Genomic DNA, 19,545 nt, shown 5'->3' with positions numbered 1-19,545 from the left:
TCTTGATCCAGCGCAACTCGCTATTTTAGAGCCGTTCTAGGCTCTATCCAGGCCAGTTTGGAATAGCTTGAAATACCGGTTTTTCCTTTTGCATCCGGCCGGCCCCTTAAATATCGATGATGGCGCATCACCGAAGGGCCTACCGCTTCCATGATCGTTTGTTCCTGTAACGTGCTGAGCGATGACGACATCCGCGCCGCCGTCGCCGAGTCCGACGATGCTGTGCGTCATGCCAAGCAGGTCTATGGATGCCTCGGCTGCAGCGCCGAATGCGGTCGCTGCGCCCGAACGATCAAGACGATCATCGACGAAGCACTTGGCCCATGTGCGCAATCCTGCTGCGCCGGTTGCCCGCACAGCCACACAGTGGCTGCGAATGACGAGATCGCCGAACCCGCCCAGTTCGCCCTAGCCGCCTGCTGAATTCTTTTGCCATCTCATCTGAGCTTTTCCCTGGCCGCGTTCCGGTAGCCGGTTGCTCTCATGTTTGATCTCATTTAGAAGCATTCTAAAATCGGTGTAGCGCCGATTTGGACTGCAAGAGCTGGAGTGGACCATGCAGGGCGACGCAAAAGTCATCGACTATCTCAACAAGGCGCTGCGTCACGAACTGACTGCGATCAACCAGTACTGGCTGCACTATCGCTTTCTCGATAATTGGGGCCTGCTGGATATGGCCAAGGTCTGGCGCAAGGAGTCCATCGAGGAGATGGAGCACGCCGACAAGCTGACTGCGCGCATCCTTTTCTTCGACGGCTTCCCGAACATGCAGGTGCTCGATCCCCTGCGCATTGGCCAGAACGTCAAGGAGATCATCGAGTGCGATCTCGCCGCAGAGATGAGCGCACGGGCGCTTTACCAGGAAGCGGCGACCTACTGCCACGGCGTCAAGGACTACGTCACGCGTGACCTGTTCGAGAAGCTGATGAGCGACGAGGAGCACCACATCGACTTCCTCGAGACCCAGCTCGACCTGATCGGCCGTATCGGCCTCGAGCTCTACACCCAGAAGCACGTCGGCGGGCTCGAGGGCGAAGGGCATTAGGCTCCGACGTTAGTCACACAGTTGCGAGGCCGTCCCGGCTTTTGCGGGGACGGCCTTTTTCGTTCCAGGGCCCCAGCTACAGCTGCGCCTTGTAACGCTCTTCCACGATCTCCTGGCTCTCGGGCTCGCCAAGGCTGGTCTGATCGTGGATGACCTGGCTGATGCTCGGCATCACCGAGCGCGCCACCTTCTCCGGCGACCACAGCTTGGAGCGCATAAGAGCCTTGCCGCAGTGGAAATAGACTTCGCTGACGGCGACGTTCAGCACCGCGCGCGGCGGCTTGCCGAACTCCACCATCGCGGCGAGCAGATCCGGATCGGTCGAGAGCGTGCCGCGTCCCCCGACGCGCAGCGTCTCGTCGATCCCAGGCACGAAGAACAGCAGATGCACGAACCCCGAGCCCTCGACGACATTGCGAAAACTGTCGATGCGGTTGTTGCCGGCGCGGTCGGGCATGAGCAACTGGTTTGGGCCAGCGACATGGACGAAGCCGACGCCGCCACCGCGCGGTGAGGCATCGACGCTGCCGTCGAGTCCCGATGTCGCGAGCACGCAGAACGGCGACATCTCGATGAACTTCTTCGCATGCGCATCGATCGCGGGACGCGCTTTGGCGATCACGCGCGGGGTTGGCTTCGCATAGATGGTGGCGAGGTCTTCGGCGCAAAGGTAGGTCAACGGTGTGCCTCCGGATGAGCTCGGCGTCAAACTACTTGATTGCTTTACGTCCGCCAACGAATTCCATCTTGAGACGTCAGACCGCGTCGGCCGGTACGAAGCAGCTGATGATGATGGCGCCGCGGTGATGGACGTACCACACCACGGCTTGACCGACCGGATTGCCGCGATCACGGATGATGGCGCGCTCAGGCACCTCCATCCATTGTCCCTCGATCGGCACCCAGTAAGCACCTTTGCGCACGTCGTAGTCGGTGCGGTGGCCATCCGAAATGTCGCAGCAGGGTACGCCGTTCGGCGCGATCACGCTCTTGAACCACGCGCGGATGTCGGGCGGAACGCTGTCGTACTGACCATTGTCGAACGCGAGCGCGGTGCTCGTCATCGCGGCGAGCCAAACGCACAGCGCAAGCCTGTGCATGCAAATCCTCCTCATCGCGTTTTCGATTCGTATCGTTGATGCGATTAAGCCCGAGCCGCCGGCTCATTGCATGCTCAAATAATATGCGGCGCCGAGGCGCCGCATATGATGCGTTGCGATATCGAGGTTGCTCCGACGATGTCTACATCGTCCGCTGCGGTGCGGTTTGCAGCAATTGTCGGACCTGCTCGCTGTAGAATTTTGCGTTGCCGGTGGTGCCGTGGCCGCGCGTCTCGGTGCTCGCGGGGATGAGGTACAGCTTGCCGTTCTTGACCCGCTTCATCGCGGCATCCGTGATCCCTGTCTCGGGCGGATTGCGCTCGTCGTCGGCGGAATTGATCAGCAGCAGCGAGGCCTCGATAGCCTCGAGCTTCTCGGCAGCGTTGTAGTCATGTGAGGAGTCCCATTGATAGACGTAGTCGTTCGCGTCAGCAGTAATCGGCGTCGCCAGTCGCTCGTCGACGATCTTGTCGGCCTTCGCCGCGGTCGGCGCTTGTTGCTGATAGGCGAGCGTGCCGCCGATGCTGGCAATGCCATAGGCGGTGATCGCGTACTTCATCATCCGTGGCTGGCTGGTGTAGTTGCCGCCGTTGTAGTCGGGATCGTTCCTGATGGTGTCGAGCATGATCCGTCGCAGCATCCAGTTGCGTGACGCCATCTCGGTCGGTTGCGAGGCCATCGGTACCAGCGCGTCCATGTCCTTCGGATACTTCTCGCCCCACAGCCAAGTTTGCATGCCGCCCATGGAATTGCCGATCACGAGCCGCAGGTGCTTGACGCCGAGGCCTTCAGTCACGAGGCGATGCTGCGCCTCGACCATGTCGTCGTAATCGTATTTCGGAAAGCTCGTCTTCATGCCATCGGAGGGCTTCGACGATTTACCGTGGCCGATCGCATCTGGGAGGATGATGTAATATTTGGACGCGTCGAGTGGTTGGCCGGCGCCGAACAATTCGCCGGCGAAGGCTGGCGTCAGCATGCTTGCGCCCGAGCCGCCGGTGCCGTGCAGCACCAGCACCGGCTGTCCAGTCGGTTCGCCGACCGTGGTGTAATGCAGCTTCAGTTCCGGCATGACCTCGCCGGTGTGGAATTTGAAATCCCGCGCGACCCAATCGCCCTGCTTCGGCGCCGGGTAGTCCGCCGCGTATGCCGATGCGGAAACGGACAGCAGAATGGCCGACAGCGCTGCAAAATATGCTTTCATGTTCCTCTCCCCAGGCGGCTCATATCCGGCGGCCGCGTTGGCGTGGACCTTACCAGAAGAGGGCGGAACGATGTAGGATTTCGGCTCAGCCGATCGTCTTAAGGGGAAACCACCGGGAGAAACGGCATGTGCCGCAACATCAGGACGCTGTTCAATTTCGAGCCGCCGGCGACAGAGGAGGAGATCCACGCCAGTGCACTCCAGTTCGTTCGAAAGCTCTCCGGCTTCAACAAGCCGTCACAGGCCAACGAGGCGGCCTTCGACCGCGCGGTGGCGGAGGTTTCGGATGCTGCGCGAAGACTGCTGACCTCGCTGCACACCCACGCACCGGCGCGCGACCGAGAGGTCGAGGCGGAGAAAGCCAAGGAGCGTTCGCGGCTGCGCTTCGGTTAGAGGTTCCGCAAGGTCCCACCGTGACCTGCCTCACGGTGGCGTTGGCCGTGACGCGCGATGATGCCTGCCGGGGTTCTGACAACCCGGAGCAGGAACCATGAGCCGTCCCCTTCTTCCGCTGAAAGCAGGTGCCATCATATTCACGCTGTTGTGGACCGCGTGGATGATGTGGTGGAGCGGATCGTTCTCAAGCGCAAACGTGGTGATCCTGGCGGTTTGCGGCGCGGCAGTCGGCTATCTCTGGTACCGCGCCATGCGCTGGCAGTTCGAGCGCATGGGCATGGTGCCGCGGCGGGACGACCAGGCGCAGTAGCTGCGCCCGCTAGTCCTTGTGGCCGTGCTTCTTCTTTTTCTTCTTTCTCTTGGGCTCGTCGCCTTCGCCCTCGTCGCTCTCGTCATCCGAGGACGCATCTTCAGCCTCGTGCACTGCAGCTTCGAGCGCGGCGTGCTCGGCGGCCTCCTGCTCGCGCTGGCGGCGACGTTCATCCCAGGCGTCGAAGAGCTGATCTAGCCACGGCAGCACTTGTTCGATGGACGGTAATTGACCGGGAGGGCCTGGCTCGCCGCGCGGGCCCTGGGGGCCGGCTGGGCCCTGAGGTCCTGAGGAGCCCTGCGGTCCTGCGGCGCCCCGCGGACCGGCTTCGCCCGGCTTGCCCGGCAAACCAGCCTTGCCCTGTGCGCCTGCCTTTCCGGCCGGTCCCGGTTTACCCTGTGGTCCCGGCTTGCCGCGTGCACCGTCCGGGCCTCGCTTGCCCGGATGACCCTGCGGCCCCGGTCGCCCCGGTTCGCCCTGCCGCCCGCGCGGACCCTGTGGTCCCGGCCGTCCCTGATCGTCTGCCACGCCGCTACTCCCTCTTGGCAAGCTTGCTACTTAGCGGCGTTTGACGACAGCAGCAATTCCGCTCGGGCGTCGTGGCGGCTTGATCAACATCAATCGGCGCCGCAGGGCGCCGTGTCATTGATGACGCGCGGCCACAATCCTTGCGAGGAACGACCGATGCGTGCAGCCTGGAAAGTCTTCTGCCTGTCCGCGGTCGTTCTCGCAGCGACGCTCGGCCTTGCCCATCTGCTCGTGCCGGACGTCGTCCCGGTTGGCTATGCCGAGGAGCTGCAGCCGTCATGGGCTATACTGACGGCCTTCGCGCTGCGCGCCATCGCGTTGACCGCGGCCTGGGTCGCGATCATCACGGTGTCACTGCTTGTCGGCACGAAGCTGTACCGGACGCTCTCCGGCGCCGTCACGCGCTAGTCGTGATAGGCCGGCACCTCGATGCCGGAGGCGGCATAAATCCTGATTTTGTTGCGCAGCGTGCGCACCGACAGGCCGAGCACACGCGAGGCACGCGTGCGGTTGCCGTCGCAGCGCGCGAGCGTCTGCAGCACGAGCTCGCGCTCGACCTCGCCGACGGTCGCGCCGATCAACAGTGGAACGATCTCATTGGGTGCAAGGAATTGCGCGCCCTGCTCGGGCGCCGCGACATGAACAGTGGTCATCAACACACTCCCCGATCAACGCCCGCCTCCATCGTTGGAAGCGGATCGAGAACAAACGACCCCCAAGCCGTATATCCTAAGCCGTAGATCTACGGTGGGCGGGTTTGGTTAATCAAAGGTTAATTTCGATCTATCGCACGAGATGACCTTGGGAATGCCGCCGCGTTGCCGCGATTGGCACGAGATGCATAGCAACGCGGACCGATCTCACTCACACCGTGCGATATCCGCCGTCCACCATGACGATCGATCCTGTGACGAACGACGACAGGTCTGACGCAAGGAAGATCGCGGGGCCGACGATGTCCTCCGGCTTACCGGTACGTGCGAGCGGGGTGTGGTCGACGAAGGCCTGCACCAAAGCAGGATTGGTGGCGCGTACATGGGCATTGATGTTGGTCTCGATGAAGCCTGGCCCGATCGCGTTGACGCGCACGCCTTCCTTGCCGAGCTCGACCGCGAGCGCCTTGGTGAAGCCGAGCACGCCGTGTTTCGAAGTGGTGTAGGCGGCCGAGCTCGGCGTGCGCAGATGCACGAAAGACTGGATCGACGCGATATTGACGATGCGGCCCTTGGCTGCACGCAGCGGCGCGAGGAAAGCCTGCGTCGTGTTGAAGACGCCGTTGAGGTTGAGTGAGATGATGTCGTTCCAGTCCTTCGCCACCGCCTCGGTCTCCGCAGTGATGGCGTTGCGGCGGGTGATGCCGGCATTGTTGACGAGGATCGAGACCTGACCGACCTTTTCGGCGACCTGCTTGGCCAGGGCGAAGCAGTCGTCACGCCTGGTCACGTCGAGCGCAAAGCTCGTAGCCTTACCGCCGGCCTTGCTGATCTCTTCGGCGGCCTCCGCGACCGTGGCGGCGTTGACGTCGAGCAGCACCACTTGCGCGCCCTCACGGGCATAGCCGGCGGCGATCGCCCGGCCGATGCCGGAACCGGCGCCCGTGACGACAGCGATGTGGTTTGCGAGCAATGCCATGGCAATTTCCTCCCGGATTCGTTTCTAAGTTTCATGAAAGGCTAACCCGAAATTAAGGGGTCGGAAACGGCGGCCTTGGCATACTCGTCCGCGTTGCTAAACGTTGCGCGCATGATGGAACGACTCGAATCCTGGAAATTGGCGCTCGAGCGCCTGCGGTCGGCGGAATTTGCGGACTGGGCCGAGGCTGGCCGGCTGGTGGCCGAGATCGTGCGGATGAGCACGGATGCCACGCTGCGGCAGGCCGCCGAGCAAGCGCTCCCCGTGCTGCGTCAGGCCGCGGACAATGACGATCAGGGCGTGACGCTCGCCGCCCGGCGCCGCGTCCGCGTGATCCTCGATGTCGTCCATGATCTGACCGCGCCGCGCTTCGGCCGTCGCAACGCGGCGCCAAAGAAACTGTCGAGCGAGGATCGCGCCCGCAAGATGCTGGGCCTGCCGCTCGCAGTGCAGCTCACTTGCGAGGACATCAACCAGGCCTATCGTCGCGCCGCCAAGGGCATGCATCCCGACCAGGGCGGCAGCGCGCAGGCCTTCATCGACTTGTCGGCCGCCCGCGATGTCTTGATTCATCCCGGCGCGCACAAGGACGCCTGAGAGCGCTCAGCTCTTGTTGACGCAGCTCGGATAGGGCGCGGCTTCGCCTGAGACGATCGGGCAGAGATCGATCGGGTTGAGATCGCGTAGGCGCGTTTGCCAGCGCTCGTCGTTGACCGGCGGCTCGTCGCTTTCGGGGCCGCGCTCGGCCCATTGGATGGTGTAATAGTCGCTCGCGCCCTTGAGCGTGATCAGCAGCGCGGTCTCGCTGTGCCGCGTCGGGCCGCTGTCGATGCGACCGCAACCGATCACCGCGACAAAGCCCTCGAAGCGGCCGAACATGGTCGCGCCCAAAGGCCTTGCCGCAAAGCTGTCGGGGCAGGCCGATTTGAAGCCGCCGGCGATGGTGCCCGCGAACATCTCCGGCGAGCTGCCCGGCGTCAGCGTCATGCCCTTCTCGCCGGTGACCGTGATCATCTGCGTCCAGCGCTCGGGCGTCTCACCCTTGAGCACGGCTTCGCGGATGTAGTGGCCGCCCTTGGTGTTCTCGAACACGGCCGCGAAGTCAGACGGCATCGCGAAGGCGACGAGCTGGCCGAAGATCGGCGAGATCACGCGGAAGGATTGCGGGGCCTGCGCCGCAGCCGCAGCAGTGAGCAGAAGCGAAGCGGCGAGGGCGGCCAGCCGCGTGGTCCGTGCGCGCATCGACCTGCTCCTGTCGGCGAGGTGAAAAAACGACCGGGCAAGGATGCTAGCGTCGCATCCTTGCCCGGCCCTGTCGTCCGCCGATCGAAGTCTTACCAGCTGCAGTGACCGGCCTTGAGCGCGCTGTCCTTCATGACGAGCGCGTCGACGAAGGTCGGAACGCTCGCGCTGGCGCGATGATAGCCGGCGGGCCACGGCGTGGTCGGAATGCTCTCGTCCCAGATCTGGCAGAAGCCGCTGTCCTGCCAGCGGATCAGGTGATAACCGGCTTCGGCCGGGCTCGCAGCGACGAAAGCGGCAGCGGCGAGACCGGCGGCAGCGCAGAGCATGGAAATACGACGACGCATGGATCAGCTCCTCAAATTGAAAGATGTGATGCGCCTCCCGACAATGACGGGGAGGGGGTGCGGGGCGCTTCCTCAGCCTGCGCCCCGGACAAGAGGTGAGTAGTTCCGTGCGCTGATCAGGTTCAAAGCGAAAACGCGGGAAATCGCGGAATTCGCTTGCCAAAAGACCTGCCAAAAGAAGAGGGCGGGCTGCTCGCGCAACCCGCCCTCAAACAGAAACGGCCCGATGGCTCAGAGCGTGCAGCGACGCTCGCCACGCAGCTTGATCTGGAGGTCCGAGGCCTGGGTGAAAGTCGGGAACGGCTTGCTGACGACCTTGTAGGTCGAGACGCCCCACTGGGGCGGCTTGTACTGCAGGTCCTCGTTCCAGACCTGGCAGATACCCGTGTTGTCCCAGCGGATCACGTAATAGCCGACCTTCGCGGAGGCGGGCACTGCAAAGACGGAGCTGGCGATGCCGGCAACGGCACAAAGGGCGAAAACGCGACGCATGGAAAATCTCCTTGGTCTGGGCGGGTGATCCGAAAATTCGTGCGGTAAAAACAGCGGCTTTGCAAGCCGGGGAGCCCGCCTTCACGGATATGTCAGACCGGCGCGGCCACTTGGTTTGGCTGCGTGCCCTGCAAGACACACACGCTCACTTCGCCAGCGACGCCACCGCCTCGATCTCGATCAGCATTTTCGGATCGGGCAGCGCCTGCACCACGCAGGTGGTGCGTGCAGGGAACGGCGGCGGGCCGAACGCGCCGGCATAGAGCGCATTCATCGCGGCGACGTCAGTGGGGCGGGTCAGGAGCACGTTGACCTTGACGAGGTCGCGCGTCGTGGCGCCGGCCTCGTCCAGCACGCGCTTGATGTTGACGACGACGTTGGCGAACTGCGCCTCGAACCCGTCAGGCAGCGCGCCGTGGGTGTCGAAGCCCGGAATGCCCGACACGAACAGCAGGTCGCCGACACGGGTCGCGAAGGAGAGCGGCGGCGCCTTGACGTGCGGCGGGGCAGCGAAATGCTGGATCGGCATGGGAGCCTCCGAGGATGCGAGGTGAGTTGGACGAAGCGTAGCGGGATGGGCGGCCTGCTCCAACACAAAACGCGAAAACAACCCCATGCACAGTAGGACTGATGGGCGAAACGGAAATTCGGGAAGACAGAAATTTGGGTTGACCCGTCGGGCAAAACAGTGGCAGGATGGCATGATGGGGTGATGCGGGTGCGCGCGCCTTGCAGCCTCGAACTCCGCTGTCATCGCCCGGCTTGACCGGGCGATCCAGTACGCCGCGGCGGATGTGGTGAGAGCGAGCTCTTCGACGCTGGTCTCTCGAATACTGGATCGCCCGGTCGAGCCGGGCGATGACAGCTGAGTGTATGGCTGACGGCTCGCGCCTCACCCACCCCCCATCATGTTGCCGCCGCGATCGATCGGATAGATTGCGGCGTCTGATTCGCTTTTCCTCTCGAGAAAAATAGCCCCCGGAGACGCCCCATGAAGATTGCTTCCACCTTGCGTGCCGCGCTCGTCGCCATTGCCGCGCTGGCCGGCCTTTCGACCGCGGCGCAGGCCGACGGCGGCACCGTGGTGCTGACGATCTACAAGGCCGGCTGGATCATCGGCGGCTCCGGCGGCTCGGGCGTTTTGAACTTCCGCGGCCGCTCCTATGCGCTCTCGACCGGCGGGCTCGATTACGGCCTCGTCTTCGGCGGCTCCAAGACCGTGCTGCGCGGCCGCGTCTCCAACATCGTCAGGCCCTCCGACGTCGCCGGCGTCTATGGCGCCGCCGGTGCCGGCCTCGCCGTCGGCCGCGGCGCCCGCGCCATCGTGCTGACCAACCAGAAGGGCGCGGTGCTGGAGCTGTCGGGCACCCAGACCGGCCTGATGGCGAATGCGGATCTCTCCGGCCTCGCGATCACGATGCAGTAGAGCACGGTGCCGTAGGGCGCGGTGCCGTAGGGTGGGCAATGGCGCGCCCTTCGCGCGCCGTGCCCACGTTCTGCCGGATACGGAGAGAGAGCGTGGGCACGGCGCAAGAGCGCCTTTGCCCACCCTATGAGATCTCGAGCGCGTCTACGCTCCACTCACCATCCCATGCACCCGCTCGCAATGCGCGACGAGATTCTTGTGCGCATCGACGAACGCCTTCAGCGGTGTCGGGATCGGGAAGTAAAAGATATTCGCGATGAAGCCGTAGATGCCGGCATCTACGCTGGTGGGCCGCTCGCCCTCGACGAAACCGGACGCCGGCACGATCTCGGCCAGCACCTGCAGATCGGCAAGTCCCCGCGCATAAGCCTGCTCCGGCGTGTAGCGGCCGATGCCCTGGTAGTGATAGCGCTGTGCGTTGTAGGCCTTCGCCTTCTCGAAGCCTTCAGCATTGATCTGCTGATGCTGCGCGATGAAGCCGTCGCGAAACGCGGGGTAATAGCGCTCGTCCTTCCAGCGCGAATAGGACATCACCCAGTAGAGATCATCCAGCATGCGCGTGATGAGATGATGGCTGCGGCGCTGCGCCGGTGACAGCGCGGCATCGATGGTCAGGTGATATTTCGCGATCGCGTGCGCGATGATGGGTTCGCTGTCGCCGATGGTCTCGCCGTCGTCGACGACATAAGGCAGTTGCCCGCGCGGTGCCGCGGAGGCATCGAAGATGTGCTCGTGCACGAAGGGAACGCCGGCGAGCTTCAAGAAGGCGTAGACCTTGAGCCCGTAGCCGTTGTTGTCGGCGACGCCGAAGAGTTCCGGATACGAATAGAGTGTGAGCATGATGGCTCCCTTTACTCGCGGGCGGGCGTCGTGGCTCGCTTGTCAGTGGTGGCGGCCTGCGCGCGTTTGCCGGAGCGGATCATCAGGAACGATCCTGACGTGCCCGGCAGCCGCCAGCGTCCGTCGATCTCGGTCGCCTCTCCGTTCATGATGCCGTCATAGTGGACGATGTCGAAGCCGTAGCCCGGCGGCTCGTAGCGCTTGACGAACGACACCACGCTGCCGGCACGATGGCCCGTGATCGAGGCGTTGTGCGTCCGTAGCGGGCAGTGCGGATTGGAGCACGGCTCGGTGACGTGGCCTGAGAGCGCGCCGCCGGCCTCGATCAGTGTTGCCGTGAACGTGACCATTCCCGTGCCGGGTTGGATGTAAGTGCCGTCCCAGACACCGGAGAGATCGTCGCTCATGCGGCGGCTTCCTCGATATGATGTGCGCCGGTTGAGGCCCGGCTTTTCCGTCCCACGTTCTTCCACCCAAAGTCGTATCGCCCCGGTTCCGCGCTTGCAAGTGTCCGCACGCGACGTCCATGGGTCGCGGGATGCGCGGCCTCATCCGTTCGGTGTAGTCCGGTGCCGCTCAGGGGCAAAAAAGCGCTATTCCGCCTGTCGGATGATCGCCCGCTCGTTCGTCCTTCGGGTGACGGCGCACCCGCGTGCGTCCGGTTCGACGCAAAGGATAGCGCATATGACCTCCATCACGCCGTTTCTCTGGTTCGACAACAACGTTCCGGAAGCCGTCGCCTTCTACAAATCGGTGTTCCCCAATGCCAGGGTCGAGACCGTCAGCGACTTCATGGCGGTGTTCGAGCTCGAGGGACAGCGTTTCCACGCGCTCAACGGCGGGCCGCAATATCGCTTCAACGAGGCGGTGTCGTTCTTCATCAGCGTCGAGACGCAGGAGGAGGTCGACTATTTTTGGAAAGCGCTCACCGCCGACGGCGGCGAGGAATCCCGCTGCGGCTGGCTCAAGGACAAGTTCGGCCTGTCGTGGCAGGTCATTCCGGCGGCGCTCGGCCGCTATCTCGGCGATGCCGACCGGACCAAGGCCAACCGCGTCATGCAGGCGATGATGGGGATGCGGAAGATCGTGATTGCGGATCTGGATAGAGCCTACGCTGGGTGAGGCGCTGACGGTTCGCGGTTTGGTGTCATGTCGTATCCAAACCCATAGTGTCGTCTCGGCGAAGGCCGGGACCCATACCGCGTGATTTATCGGTTGCGGTCAATAGAAGTACCGAACGACGAGTCTTCGCCAAATCGCCGCCTGTGGTCATGGGTCCCGGCCCCCCGTGCGCAATTGCGCACTAGGCCGGGACGACGGCTGAGTGTGGGACGCTAGCGTTGATCCACCCGACGAGGCCTGTGATCCACATCGCCAATTCGCGTGGAGCCGCTATACTGCCGAGCTCGGTTGGATGGTGATCTCATGGCAAGAGAATTGGAAGGCAAGGTTGCGGCAGTGACCGGGGCGGCATCGGGCATTGGGCTTGCGAGCACTGAAGCCATGCTGGCCGCGGGCGCGCGCGTGGTGATGGTCGACCGCGACGAGGCCGCGCTCAACACGCTCCGCAACAAGCACGGCGACGCGATGATCCCGCTGGTCGTCGACCTGCTCGATCCCAAGGATTGCGCGACGCTGTTGCCGCGCGTGCTGGAGAAGGCAGGCCAGCTCGACATCTTCCATGCCAATGCGGGCACCTATGTTGGCGGCGACCTCATCGATGCCGACACCATGGCGATCGACCGGATGCTGAACCTGAACGTCAACGTCGTGATGAAGAACGTGCACGACGTGCTGCCGCACATGATCGCGCGCGGGAGCGGCGACATCATCGTGACGAGCTCGCTGGCGGCGCATTTTCCGACGCCGTGGGAGCCGGTCTATGCCTCGTCCAAATGGGCGATTAACTGCTTCGTCCAGACGGTGCGGCGCCAGGTCTTCAAGCACGGCATTCGCGTCGGCTCGATCTCGCCCGGTCCTGTTGTCACTTCGTTGCTCGCCGACTGGCCGCCCGAGAAGCTGCAGGAAGCGAGGGCTTCGGGCAGCCTGCTGGAGGCCAGCGAAGTCGCTGAAGTCGTGATGTTCATGCTGACCCGGCCGCGCGGCATGACCATCCGCGACGTCGTGATGATGCCGACGAATTTCGATCTCTAGGCATGTTCTCGTAGGGTGGGCAAAGGCGCGCGTCTTCGCGCGACGTGCCCACGTTCTGTTGGACTCATGGAGAGATCGTGGGCACGGCGCAAGAGCGCCTTTACCCACCCTACGGCACCGTGCCTAGCCGCCCGACGTTGTCGTGAACACTACGGCCTTGTGCCTAGCTGGCCGATGCCGCCGTGAACACCGCCAGCTGCGCATCGAACGCGCGTCGAAAGGCAGGCCGCGCTTCACCGCGGGCCACATAGGACGAGAGCGTCGGATAGGCCTCGAGCATGTTCGATGCATTCAACCGGCGCAGCACCGTCACCATCAGGAGATCGCCGGCGCTGAAGGCGCCGTCGAGCCAGTCGGCGCCGCCGAGATGACGGGAGAGTTCGTCGAGCCTGATACCGACGCGATTCCTCAGGATTGGCAGCCGCTCCTCATACCAGCTCTCGTCGCGTTCGAGCAGCACCGCCATTCCGAGCTCGACGATCGGCGGCTCGATCGTGTTGAGCGCGGCAAACATCCAGGCGATCGCGCGGCACCTCGCATTCGCGTCGTTCGGCAGCAATCCGTCATGACGCTCGGCGATGTGCAGCACGATCGCGCCGGTCTCGAACAGGGCGAGATCGCCGTCCTCATAGGTCGGTATCTGCCCGAACGGATGCAGCGCCAGATGGGCCGGCTGCTTCATGGCCTCGAACGACAGCAGGCGCACGTCGTAAGCCTGGCCGACCTCCTCGAGCGCCCAGCGCACCCGCATGTCCCGCGCCTGCCCCCGGCCGCGGTCGGGCGAGCTTTCGAAGGCGGTGATGGTGGGCATGTGGGGTCTCCGGGTGAATGTAACTCTGTCTCTAGGACGAACGAGCGGAGCGAATTCCGACAATGCCGTAGGGTGGGCAAAGGCGCGCCCTTCGCGCGACGTGCCCACGTTCTGTCGGACTCATGGAGCGGTGGTGGGCACGGCGCAAGAGCGCCTTTGCCCACCCTACAAAGCGGTGCCCTTGGGGAGCGTTGCGGATTGCCTGATGTGCATTAGGATAGTGCCAATACCGCACGGGGAGATCACAATGGCCATCAACACCGACAAGATCGACGACGCGGCGCTCGCCTTACTTCGCCTGACCCTGCACGATGGTTGTCGGGCGTGGAAGGGTTTCGACTGGGATGTGCTTGGCCGCCTCCACGACAAGGGCATGATTGATGATCCCGTCGGCAAGGTGAAGTCGGTGGTGTTCACCCCCGAAGGCCTCGAGCGTGCGAAGGCGCTGTTCAAGGAATTGTTCGAGGAGTGATGCCTCGATGAACCGCGAACAGCTAGCTGCCGCCTACGCGGCACCTGGCCGCCACTATCACAATCTGGCGCATATCGAGGATTGCCTGGCTGCACTCGCGCGGGTCGACGGTCTTTCCGCGGCCGAGCGCGAGACGGTGACGGAGGCGATCTGGTGGCATGATGTCGTGTACGATCCTGCTAGGTCCGACAACGAGGAGCGCAGCGCGGAGCTCGCCGAGCAGTACGTCCGCACTGATCTTCGTCAGGACGTCGGCCGCCTGATCCGCCTGACCAAGACGCACGACGTTAGCGCCGGCGATCGCTTAGGGGCGATCCTGATTTCGATCGACCTCAGCATTCTCGGCACCGATCCCGCGCGCTATGACGCCTATGCCGCCGCGATCCGCCAGGAATTCAGCCACGTCAGTGAGGACGACTATCGCATCGGCCGCGCCCGGGTGCTCCGCCGTTTCGCCGCACGCGAGGTCATCTTTCCCGATCCTGACTTCGCCGCGATGTACGACCGCCCCGCCCGAGCAAATCTCGCGCGTGAAGTGGCGGCGCTGGGCGTCGGTGCGTAGGGTGGGTTAGCCGCTCACAAGCGCAGTCGTTCAACACGAAACGGTGCAAGGCGTAACCCACCGCGTGCGCCGCCGCGGCAACAGAAGCGGTGGGTTACGCCGGGCGGCCCGCGCTTCGCGCAGCCGCGCAGCTAACCCACCCTACGCAGCAATCCACCTCGCCAGCTCCCGCCACGGCTCCAGCGTCCAATGCCCCGACGCCGCACCGGATGGCGAGGGCAGCACGAAGATCTCCGGCAAGCTCTCATCCCGCTTCTGCCGTCCCAGCGCAATCGCAGCTGACGGCCTGCCATAAAACAAGCTCGCCGCCTTCTTGCTCGTGAACGCAATCGTCCTCGGCCGGTACTTCTCGATCTTCGCCCTGAAGCCGGGCACGTCGATCGTCTCCGCCGCGATCTGGTGATCCATCCCCGCGCCCGACTTGGAGAGATCGGTGAAGCCGATCCCGAGCTCGATCAGCGATGCGAACTCGCCCGGCTGATAGCGCCGCGGCGTGATCCCGGCCTCTTGGATCGCGCGCCAGAAGCGGTTGCCGGGATGAGCGTAGTAGTGCCCGAGTTCGGCCGAGCGCGTGCTGGCCGCGGTGCCGACGAAGACGAGGCGGAGGTTGGGGCGGAGTTGGTCGGGGAGGCGGTGGGGGAAGGGCAAATAAAGTATCCGTTGCGTACAGCTCGCATAAGGATCGGCTACACGCGGAGCGAACGTTGAGTTCAGGTGTCCATTCGTTCGTCCGAGCTACGCCTGCTTTTTGAATAGAGCAGTATGGACAGATCCCGTTTCGGCGCTCTGCATGCCAACATACAGGATGGTTTCATCATCAGGAAATTTTATAAGATGGTGATTTAAGAGGCGGATCAATCTTTCTCGCCATGAAGGAAATAAGCTCTCAAGTTCATTCAGTGACTGTTCTTCTCGATATGGGTTATTTGCATGCATTAGAGTCCCGATCTTGCCGTGCGCTTCAACCAGTTCGTCAAGCGTTAAGAACCCAACTGAGACGGGTTTCCATTCGTCCTTCGCGCTTTTGTTTGTCGACGGTACTCGATCGATTGGGTTCGGAAAGAATCCAGGGTTCTTGCTTTTGACGATCACGACAATCTTCGTTACCTGCCATTCTTTGGCTAGTTTGCGTGTCAGCCCTTCAAATAAATGCTGATGAGACGTCAGCGTTGCCAAAATTACCAACTCAAAGATCTTGCGGAATTGTAGAGCCACGAATTCGATGTTTGTGTATTTGAATGATGTCGTCTTTCTCTCGTAAAGTATCTCGTCTATTGCGATTTGCCTGCGCTTAATCTCCTCCATGCACCTAGTGTAGTTTGCATAGTCAGGTTCGGCAGCCATTCTGCCCACTCCAATTCAAGAGCCGGGCTTTCGCCCGGCTCTTGTAGGATCATTGCTTGCTATTTCGCGCGAGATTGGTCGTGGGTGCCCCTCACAACACCCGATTGCTCTCCTTCACCTTCTCCGCATCCAGATAAACGCTGCTGCCCATCTCCTTGAACTTCGCGCTCATCTTGGCCATGCCGTCTTCGGCCGTGCCCTGCATCGACATGCCCACGCTGTTCGGATCGTTCAGCGTCGCCGCGTAGTCCCGCACGTCCTGCGTGATCTTCATCGAGCAGAACTTTGGGCCGCACATCGAGCAGAAATGGGCGACCTTGTGGGCTTCCTTCGGCAGGGTCTCGTCGTGGAAGTTCTTCGCGGTGTCGGGGTCGAGGCCGAGGTTGAACTGGTCGCTCCAGCGGAAGTCGAAACGGGCGCGGGAGAGGGCGTCGTCGCGCAGCTGGGCGGCCGGGTGGCCCTTGGCGAGATCGCTGGCGTGGGCGGCGATCTTGTAGGTGATGACGCCGGTCTTGACGTCGTTGCGATCGGGTAGCCCAAGATGCTCCTTCGGCGTGACGTAGCAGAGCATGGCGCAGCCGAACCAGCCGATCATGGCAGCGCCAATCCCTGAGGTGATGTGGTCGTAGCCCGGCGCGATGTCGGTGGTCAGCGGTCCAAGCGTGTAGAACGGCGCTTCGCCGCACTCCTTGAGCTGCTTGTCCATGTTGATCTTGATCTTGTGCATCGGCACGTGGCCGGGGCCCTCGATCATGACCTGGCAGCCCTTGTCCCACGCAATCTTGGTGAGCTCGCCGAGCGTCTCCAGCTCCGCGAACTGCGCGCGGTCGTTGGCGTCAGCGATCGAGCCCGGACGCAGGCCGTCGCCGAGCGAGAACGAGACGTCATATTTGCGCATGAGGTCGCAGATCTCGTCGAAATGCGTGTAGAGGAAGCTCTCCTTGTGATGCGCCAGGCACCACTTCGCCATGATCGAACCGCCGCGGCTGACGATGCCGGTGACGCGGTTGGCAGTGAGGTGGATGTAGGACAGGCGCACGCCGGCGTGGATGGTGAAATAGTCGACGCCCTGCTCGCACTGCTCGATCAGCGTGTCCTTGTAGAGTTCCCAGGTCAGCTTGACGGGATCGCCGTTGCACTTCTCCAGCGCCTGGTAGATCGGCACGGTGCCGATCGGCACCGGCGCGTTGCGCAGGATCCATTCGCGGGTGGTGTGGATGTTGCGGCCCGTCGAGAGGTCCATCACGGTGTCGGCGCCCCAGCGGATCGCCCACACCATCTTCTCGACCTCTTCTTCGACCGACGAGGTCACCGCCGAGTTGCCGATATTGGCGTTGATCTTGGTCAGGAAGTTGCGGCCGATGATCATCGGCTCGAGTTCGCTGTGGTTGATGTTGGAGGGGATGATGGCGCGGCCGCGGGCGATTTCGCTGCGCACGAACTCCGGGGTGATGAAGGCGGGGACCGAGGCGCCAAAGCTCTCGCCGTCGGCGAGGGCGGCTTCGGCGCGCTCGAGCTGCTCTTTGCGGCCGAGATTTTCGCGGGCGGCGACGTAGATCATCTCCTTGGTGATGATGCCGGCGCGGGCGAATTCGAGCTGGGTGATCTTGTGGCCGTCGAGGCCGCGCAGCGGCTTGTGATAGGCGGCGAAGGAACGCGCGGCCTTGTCGGTGGAGAGGTTGCCGTTGTCCTCCGGCTTGACCTGGCGGCCCTCATATTCCTCGACGCCGCCGCGCTCCAGCACCCAGGCCTTGCGACCGCGGGGCAGGCCGGCGTTGACGTCGATGGTGACGGATGGATCGGTGTAGGGGCCCGAGGTGTCATAGACCGGCAGGTTCGGCTCGCCCGCGCCTTCGGAGAGAATGATCTCGCGCAGCGGCACGCGCAGATCGGGCGCGGCGTCGGGCGAGGCGAAGATCTTTCGCGAGGACGGCAGCGGGCCGGTGGTGACGGCGGGGACGGTTTTTTCAGGGTTGGAGCGGATGTTCATGGGATCCTCCTTAATTCAGTTCGTTTGTGTCGCTGAGCAAGCGTCGATTGCGGCTGTCATCCCCGCGAAGGCGGGGATCCAGTATTCCAGAGGCCGCGCGGCTCAAGCCGAAAAGCCGCGGCGTACTGGATCGCCCGGTCAAGCCGGGCGATGACAGTGGGGTGTGGGGTGAGAGCGGAGTGCGCATCACGCCGCCTCCTTCGACTGGCCGAGCCACTGCCGCACCCGCGCGTCGGGATCGGCATTCTGGGTAACATCGGATACGACGGCGATGGAATCCGCGCCCGCGGCAAAGATCTCCGCGGCGTGCTCGAACTTGATGCCGCCGATCGCGACCAGCGGGATGTTGCCGACGCGCTTCTTCCATTCCGTGATCTTGGGAATGCCCTGCGGTTCGAAGCGCATCGATTTGAGCGTGGTGAAGAAGATCGGGCCGAGCGCGATATAGTCGGGCTTGGCCTTGAGCGCCGTTTCGAGCTCGTCGTCGTCATGGGTGGAAACGCCGAGCGACAGGCCGGCTTCGCGGATGGCCTTGAGGTCGGCGTCCGCCAGATCTTCCTGGCCGAGATGCAGATACTTTGCGCCGGCGACGATCGCCGCGCGCCAATAGTCGTTCACGACCAGCCTGGCCTGCGTGCCCTGCGTGATCGCCAGTGCGTCGGTGACGATCTGCAAGGCCTGCGAATCGTCGAGATTTTTCGCACGCAGCTGGATGGTGCCGACGCCGAGCTTGGTCAGGCGCTCGACCCAGTCGAGACTGTCGACGACGGGATAGAAACGATCAGGATACGGCATGCCAGAACGGGGTCCCAACGACAGGGGTGGAAGGGGAGGCGAAATCGCGGGCGTTCATCAGCCCGGCTTCATAAGCGGTGCGGCCGGCATCACAGCCGAGGCGGAAAGCCCTGGCCATCGCGACGGGATCGGCGGCTTTTGCAATTGCGGTGTTGAGCAGCACGGCGTCATAGCCGAGCTCGAGCGCTTCGGCCGCGTGGCTCGGTGCGCCGATGCCGGCGTCGACCACCAGCGTGATGTCGGGCAGGCGCTCGCGCAGCAGCTTGAGTGCGTCGCGGTTGATGATGCCCTTGGCGCTGCCGATCGGCGCGGCCCACGGCATCACCACCTTGCAGCCGGCGTCGACCAGGCGGTTCGCGACTGACAGATCCTCGGTGCAATAGGGGAACACCTCAAAGCCGTCCTTGATCAGGATGGCGGCGGCTTCGACGAGGCCAACGACGTCGGGCTGCAGCGTGTCGTTGTCGGCGATGACCTCCAGCTTGATCCAGGAGGTGCCGAACAATTCGCGCGCGAGCTTTGCCGTGGTCACGGCTTCGCGCACGCTGCGGCAGCCGGCGGTGTTCGGCAGCACCGTGACGTCGAGCTCGCGGATCAGCTTCCAGAACGCGTCGCCGGTCTTGCCGCCGGCGGATTCGCGCCGCAGCGACACCGTGACGATGTTCGAGCCGGAGGCGCGGATCGCGTCCTGCATGATCGCGGGCGAAGGATAGAGCGCGCTGCCGGTCAGCAGGCGGGAGTCGAAAGTCTTGCCGTAGAAGGTCACCATTTGGGAGGTGTCTCCTTGAATGACGGTGTCATCCCCGCGAAGGCGGGGATCCAGTATTCCAGAGGCCGTGCCGTGATACGGAGGAG

29 protein-coding genes are annotated in these 19,545 nt (G+C 63.4%); 11 read left to right on the top strand and 18 right to left on the bottom strand.

Features of this window, described 5'->3' with window-relative positions; genetic code table 11:
- The first annotated feature begins 150 nt into the window (after positions 1–150).
- Together L6637_RS16775 and bfr are read left to right on the top strand one after the other, a co-directional pair.
- On the top strand, positions 151–423 hold the full coding sequence (locus tag L6637_RS16775; protein WP_237871399.1) for a (2Fe-2S)-binding protein: 273 nt from the start codon (positions 151–153) through the stop codon (positions 421–423).
- A 133-nt stretch (positions 424–556) separates the two neighbouring features.
- Positions 557–1,045, top strand: coding sequence for a bacterioferritin (gene bfr, locus L6637_RS16770; protein ID WP_011089420.1), 489 nt, complete (start codon positions 557–559; stop codon positions 1,043–1,045).
- Positions 1,046–1,121: 76 nt separating this feature from the next.
- On the opposite strand, the gene L6637_RS16765 is transcribed toward bfr, so the two are convergent.
- The 3 genes from L6637_RS16765 to L6637_RS16755 all read right to left on the bottom strand — a co-directional run bounded on the left by L6637_RS16765 (position 1,122) and on the right by L6637_RS16755 (position 3,349).
- On the bottom strand, positions 1,122–1,724 hold the full coding sequence (locus L6637_RS16765; protein WP_237865843.1) for an MSMEG_1061 family FMN-dependent PPOX-type flavoprotein: 603 nt from the start codon (positions 1,722–1,724) through the stop codon (positions 1,122–1,124).
- 76 nt (positions 1,725–1,800) lie between these two features.
- Positions 1,801–2,145 carry a hypothetical protein gene (locus tag L6637_RS16760; RefSeq protein WP_237865844.1) on the bottom strand — a complete coding sequence of 115 codons (345 nt, stop codon included), beginning with the start codon at positions 2,143–2,145 and terminating at the stop codon, positions 1,801–1,803.
- 142 nt (positions 2,146–2,287) lie between these two features.
- On the bottom strand, positions 2,288–3,349 hold the full coding sequence (locus L6637_RS16755; protein ID WP_237865845.1) for an alpha/beta fold hydrolase: 1,062 nt from the start codon (positions 3,347–3,349) through the stop codon (positions 2,288–2,290).
- 126 nt (positions 3,350–3,475) lie between these two features.
- Here L6637_RS16755 and L6637_RS16750 point away from each other — a divergent pair, with 126 nt between their 5' ends.
- The gene (locus L6637_RS16750) at positions 3,476–3,742 is read left to right on the top strand and encodes a DUF2277 domain-containing protein (protein WP_237865846.1); all 267 of its coding nucleotides are present in this window, start codon (positions 3,476–3,478) and stop codon (positions 3,740–3,742) included.
- 97 nt (positions 3,743–3,839) lie between these two features.
- On the top strand, positions 3,840–4,055 hold the full coding sequence (locus tag L6637_RS16745) for a hypothetical protein (protein ID WP_237865847.1): 216 nt from the start codon (positions 3,840–3,842) through the stop codon (positions 4,053–4,055).
- 9 nt (positions 4,056–4,064) lie between these two features.
- Here L6637_RS16745 and L6637_RS16740 read toward each other — a convergent pair whose 3' ends face one another.
- Positions 4,065–4,583, bottom strand: coding sequence for a collagen-like protein (locus L6637_RS16740; protein ID WP_237865848.1), 519 nt, complete (start codon positions 4,581–4,583; stop codon positions 4,065–4,067).
- Positions 4,584–4,739: 156 nt separating this feature from the next.
- Between L6637_RS16740 and L6637_RS16735 the strand changes: the two genes are divergently transcribed.
- Positions 4,740–4,991, top strand: coding sequence for a hypothetical protein (locus tag L6637_RS16735; RefSeq protein WP_237871396.1), 252 nt, complete (start codon positions 4,740–4,742; stop codon positions 4,989–4,991).
- Here the strand turns inward: L6637_RS16735 and L6637_RS16730 are convergent.
- Positions 4,988–5,236: a helix-turn-helix domain-containing protein gene (locus L6637_RS16730; protein ID WP_237865850.1), complete on the bottom strand. Its 249-nt coding sequence runs from the start codon at positions 5,234–5,236 to the stop codon at positions 4,988–4,990. The two genes, L6637_RS16735 and L6637_RS16730, sit on opposite strands and share 4 nt — an antisense overlap.
- Before the next feature lie 211 nt (positions 5,237–5,447).
- A complete protein-coding gene (locus tag L6637_RS16725) occupies positions 5,448–6,215 on the bottom strand; it encodes an SDR family NAD(P)-dependent oxidoreductase (protein WP_237871394.1) in 768 nt (255 codons plus the stop codon).
- A 111-nt stretch (positions 6,216–6,326) separates the two neighbouring features.
- On the opposite strand from L6637_RS16725, the gene L6637_RS16720 reads away from it, so the two are divergent.
- Positions 6,327–6,812 (top strand): J domain-containing protein, encoded by a 486-nt coding sequence (locus L6637_RS16720; RefSeq protein ID WP_237871392.1) that lies wholly within the window; start codon positions 6,327–6,329, stop codon positions 6,810–6,812.
- A gap of 6 nt (positions 6,813–6,818) precedes the next feature.
- On the opposite strand, the gene L6637_RS16715 is transcribed toward L6637_RS16720, so the two are convergent.
- The 4 genes from L6637_RS16715 to L6637_RS16700 all read right to left on the bottom strand — a co-directional run bounded on the left by L6637_RS16715 (position 6,819) and on the right by L6637_RS16700 (position 8,825).
- Positions 6,819–7,457, bottom strand: a complete 639-nt coding sequence (locus L6637_RS16715) for a hypothetical protein (RefSeq protein WP_237871390.1) — start codon at positions 7,455–7,457, stop codon at positions 6,819–6,821.
- Positions 7,458–7,549: 92 nt separating this feature from the next.
- Positions 7,550–7,804, bottom strand: coding sequence for a hypothetical protein (locus L6637_RS16710; RefSeq protein WP_237865854.1), 255 nt, complete (start codon positions 7,802–7,804; stop codon positions 7,550–7,552).
- 231 nt (positions 7,805–8,035) lie between these two features.
- Positions 8,036–8,296, bottom strand: coding sequence for a hypothetical protein (locus L6637_RS16705; RefSeq protein ID WP_237865855.1), 261 nt, complete (start codon positions 8,294–8,296; stop codon positions 8,036–8,038).
- A gap of 145 nt (positions 8,297–8,441) precedes the next feature.
- A complete protein-coding gene (locus tag L6637_RS16700; protein WP_237871389.1) occupies positions 8,442–8,825 on the bottom strand; it encodes a RidA family protein in 384 nt (127 codons plus the stop codon).
- Between the two features lie 462 nt (positions 8,826–9,287).
- Between L6637_RS16700 and L6637_RS16695 the strand changes: the two genes are divergently transcribed.
- A complete protein-coding gene (locus tag L6637_RS16695; protein WP_237865857.1) occupies positions 9,288–9,722 on the top strand; it encodes a hypothetical protein in 435 nt (144 codons plus the stop codon).
- Between the two features lie 144 nt (positions 9,723–9,866).
- Here the strand turns inward: L6637_RS16695 and L6637_RS16690 are convergent, their stop codons facing one another.
- Entirely contained in the window at positions 9,867–10,562 is a 696-nt protein-coding gene (locus L6637_RS16690; RefSeq protein WP_237865858.1) for a glutathione S-transferase family protein, read from the bottom strand.
- Positions 10,563–10,573: 11 nt separating this feature from the next.
- The gene (locus L6637_RS16685; RefSeq protein ID WP_237871387.1) at positions 10,574–10,969 is read right to left on the bottom strand and encodes a hypothetical protein; all 396 of its coding nucleotides are present in this window, start codon (positions 10,967–10,969) and stop codon (positions 10,574–10,576) included.
- A 277-nt stretch (positions 10,970–11,246) separates the two neighbouring features.
- On the opposite strand from L6637_RS16685, the gene L6637_RS16680 reads away from it, so the two are divergent.
- Positions 11,247–11,684, top strand: coding sequence for a VOC family protein (locus L6637_RS16680; RefSeq protein ID WP_237871385.1), 438 nt, complete (start codon positions 11,247–11,249; stop codon positions 11,682–11,684).
- Positions 11,685–11,987: 303 nt separating this feature from the next.
- Positions 11,988–12,716 (top strand): SDR family oxidoreductase, encoded by a 729-nt coding sequence (locus tag L6637_RS16675; RefSeq protein ID WP_237871384.1) that lies wholly within the window; start codon positions 11,988–11,990, stop codon positions 12,714–12,716.
- A gap of 163 nt (positions 12,717–12,879) precedes the next feature.
- Here L6637_RS16675 and L6637_RS16670 read toward each other — a convergent pair whose 3' ends face one another.
- Positions 12,880–13,527, bottom strand: coding sequence for a glutathione S-transferase family protein (locus L6637_RS16670; RefSeq protein ID WP_237871381.1), 648 nt, complete (start codon positions 13,525–13,527; stop codon positions 12,880–12,882).
- A gap of 247 nt (positions 13,528–13,774) precedes the next feature.
- On the opposite strand from L6637_RS16670, the gene L6637_RS16665 reads away from it, so the two are divergent.
- Both L6637_RS16665 and L6637_RS16660 read left to right on the top strand, forming a co-directional pair.
- The gene (locus L6637_RS16665) at positions 13,775–13,999 is read left to right on the top strand and encodes a DUF6429 family protein (RefSeq protein ID WP_237865863.1); all 225 of its coding nucleotides are present in this window, start codon (positions 13,775–13,777) and stop codon (positions 13,997–13,999) included.
- A gap of 7 nt (positions 14,000–14,006) precedes the next feature.
- Positions 14,007–14,561 (top strand): HD domain-containing protein, encoded by a 555-nt coding sequence (locus L6637_RS16660; protein ID WP_237871379.1) that lies wholly within the window; start codon positions 14,007–14,009, stop codon positions 14,559–14,561.
- Positions 14,562–14,702: 141 nt separating this feature from the next.
- Here L6637_RS16660 and L6637_RS16655 read toward each other — a convergent pair whose 3' ends face one another.
- From L6637_RS16655 to L6637_RS16635, 5 genes are all read right to left on the bottom strand, one after another.
- Positions 14,703–15,209 carry a mismatch-specific DNA-glycosylase gene (locus L6637_RS16655; protein ID WP_237871377.1) on the bottom strand — a complete coding sequence of 169 codons (507 nt, stop codon included), beginning with the start codon at positions 15,207–15,209 and terminating at the stop codon, positions 14,703–14,705.
- A gap of 87 nt (positions 15,210–15,296) precedes the next feature.
- Positions 15,297–15,905 (bottom strand): hypothetical protein, encoded by a 609-nt coding sequence (locus L6637_RS16650; protein ID WP_237871375.1) that lies wholly within the window; start codon positions 15,903–15,905, stop codon positions 15,297–15,299.
- A gap of 91 nt (positions 15,906–15,996) precedes the next feature.
- Positions 15,997–17,895: a phosphomethylpyrimidine synthase ThiC gene (thiC, locus tag L6637_RS16645; RefSeq protein WP_237871373.1), complete on the bottom strand. Its 1,899-nt coding sequence runs from the start codon at positions 17,893–17,895 to the stop codon at positions 15,997–15,999.
- Between the two features lie 186 nt (positions 17,896–18,081).
- The gene (locus L6637_RS16640) at positions 18,082–18,690 is read right to left on the bottom strand and encodes a thiamine phosphate synthase (RefSeq protein ID WP_237871371.1); all 609 of its coding nucleotides are present in this window, start codon (positions 18,688–18,690) and stop codon (positions 18,082–18,084) included.
- Entirely contained in the window at positions 18,677–19,459 is a 783-nt protein-coding gene (locus tag L6637_RS16635; protein WP_237871369.1) for a thiazole synthase, read from the bottom strand. Before L6637_RS16635 ends, L6637_RS16640 begins: the two co-directional genes overlap by 14 nt.
- Positions 19,460–19,545 lie beyond the last annotated feature (86 nt).

The sequence above is a fragment of the Bradyrhizobium zhengyangense genome (assembly GCF_022012435.1).
Lineage (GTDB): Bacteria > Pseudomonadota > Alphaproteobacteria > Rhizobiales > Xanthobacteraceae > Bradyrhizobium > Bradyrhizobium zhengyangense.
Note: the sequence above shows the minus strand (reverse complement) of the source record. Positions and strands in the feature narration are given on the sequence as shown.

What these genes read in the sequence shown, in the direction of transcription:
- L6637_RS16685 (WP_237871387.1), bottom strand. Translation starts at nt 10,969, where the DNA reads ATGAGCGACGATCTCTCCGGTGTCTGGGACGGCACTTACATCCAACCC.
- L6637_RS16760 (WP_237865844.1), bottom strand. Translation starts at nt 2,145, where the DNA reads ATGCACAGGCTTGCGCTGTGCGTTTGGCTCGCCGCGATGACGAGCACC.
- L6637_RS16660 (WP_237871379.1), top strand. Translation starts at nt 14,007, where the DNA reads ATGAACCGCGAACAGCTAGCTGCCGCCTACGCGGCACCTGGCCGCCAC.
- L6637_RS16755 (WP_237865845.1), bottom strand. Translation starts at nt 3,349, where the DNA reads ATGAAAGCATATTTTGCAGCGCTGTCGGCCATTCTGCTGTCCGTTTCC.
- L6637_RS16705 (WP_237865855.1), bottom strand. Translation starts at nt 8,296, where the DNA reads ATGCGTCGCGTTTTCGCCCTTTGTGCCGTTGCCGGCATCGCCAGCTCC.
- L6637_RS16670 (WP_237871381.1), bottom strand. Translation starts at nt 13,527, where the DNA reads ATGCCCACCATCACCGCCTTCGAAAGCTCGCCCGACCGCGGCCGGGGG.
- L6637_RS16680 (WP_237871385.1), top strand. Translation starts at nt 11,247, where the DNA reads ATGACCTCCATCACGCCGTTTCTCTGGTTCGACAACAACGTTCCGGAA.
- L6637_RS16725 (WP_237871394.1), bottom strand. Translation starts at nt 6,215, where the DNA reads ATGGCATTGCTCGCAAACCACATCGCTGTCGTCACGGGCGCCGGTTCC.
- bfr (WP_011089420.1), top strand. Translation starts at nt 557, where the DNA reads ATGCAGGGCGACGCAAAAGTCATCGACTATCTCAACAAGGCGCTGCGT.
- L6637_RS16735 (WP_237871396.1), top strand. Translation starts at nt 4,740, where the DNA reads ATGCGTGCAGCCTGGAAAGTCTTCTGCCTGTCCGCGGTCGTTCTCGCA.
- L6637_RS16675 (WP_237871384.1), top strand. Translation starts at nt 11,988, where the DNA reads ATGGCAAGAGAATTGGAAGGCAAGGTTGCGGCAGTGACCGGGGCGGCA.
- L6637_RS16650 (WP_237871375.1), bottom strand. Translation starts at nt 15,905, where the DNA reads ATGGCTGCCGAACCTGACTATGCAAACTACACTAGGTGCATGGAGGAG.
- thiC (WP_237871373.1), bottom strand. Translation starts at nt 17,895, where the DNA reads ATGAACATCCGCTCCAACCCTGAAAAAACCGTCCCCGCCGTCACCACC.
- L6637_RS16715 (WP_237871390.1), bottom strand. Translation starts at nt 7,457, where the DNA reads ATGCGCGCACGGACCACGCGGCTGGCCGCCCTCGCCGCTTCGCTTCTG.
- L6637_RS16640 (WP_237871371.1), bottom strand. Translation starts at nt 18,690, where the DNA reads ATGCCGTATCCTGATCGTTTCTATCCCGTCGTCGACAGTCTCGACTGG.
- L6637_RS16745 (WP_237865847.1), top strand. Translation starts at nt 3,840, where the DNA reads ATGAGCCGTCCCCTTCTTCCGCTGAAAGCAGGTGCCATCATATTCACG.
- L6637_RS16730 (WP_237865850.1), bottom strand. Translation starts at nt 5,236, where the DNA reads ATGACCACTGTTCATGTCGCGGCGCCCGAGCAGGGCGCGCAATTCCTT.
- L6637_RS16750 (WP_237865846.1), top strand. Translation starts at nt 3,476, where the DNA reads ATGTGCCGCAACATCAGGACGCTGTTCAATTTCGAGCCGCCGGCGACA.
- L6637_RS16710 (WP_237865854.1), bottom strand. Translation starts at nt 7,804, where the DNA reads ATGCGTCGTCGTATTTCCATGCTCTGCGCTGCCGCCGGTCTCGCCGCT.
- L6637_RS16635 (WP_237871369.1), bottom strand. Translation starts at nt 19,459, where the DNA reads ATGGTGACCTTCTACGGCAAGACTTTCGACTCCCGCCTGCTGACCGGC.
- L6637_RS16665 (WP_237865863.1), top strand. Translation starts at nt 13,775, where the DNA reads ATGGCCATCAACACCGACAAGATCGACGACGCGGCGCTCGCCTTACTT.
- L6637_RS16690 (WP_237865858.1), bottom strand. Translation starts at nt 10,562, where the DNA reads ATGCTCACACTCTATTCGTATCCGGAACTCTTCGGCGTCGCCGACAAC.
- L6637_RS16695 (WP_237865857.1), top strand. Translation starts at nt 9,288, where the DNA reads ATGAAGATTGCTTCCACCTTGCGTGCCGCGCTCGTCGCCATTGCCGCG.
- L6637_RS16775 (WP_237871399.1), top strand. Translation starts at nt 151, where the DNA reads ATGATCGTTTGTTCCTGTAACGTGCTGAGCGATGACGACATCCGCGCC.
- L6637_RS16700 (WP_237871389.1), bottom strand. Translation starts at nt 8,825, where the DNA reads ATGCCGATCCAGCATTTCGCTGCCCCGCCGCACGTCAAGGCGCCGCCG.
- L6637_RS16720 (WP_237871392.1), top strand. Translation starts at nt 6,327, where the DNA reads ATGATGGAACGACTCGAATCCTGGAAATTGGCGCTCGAGCGCCTGCGG.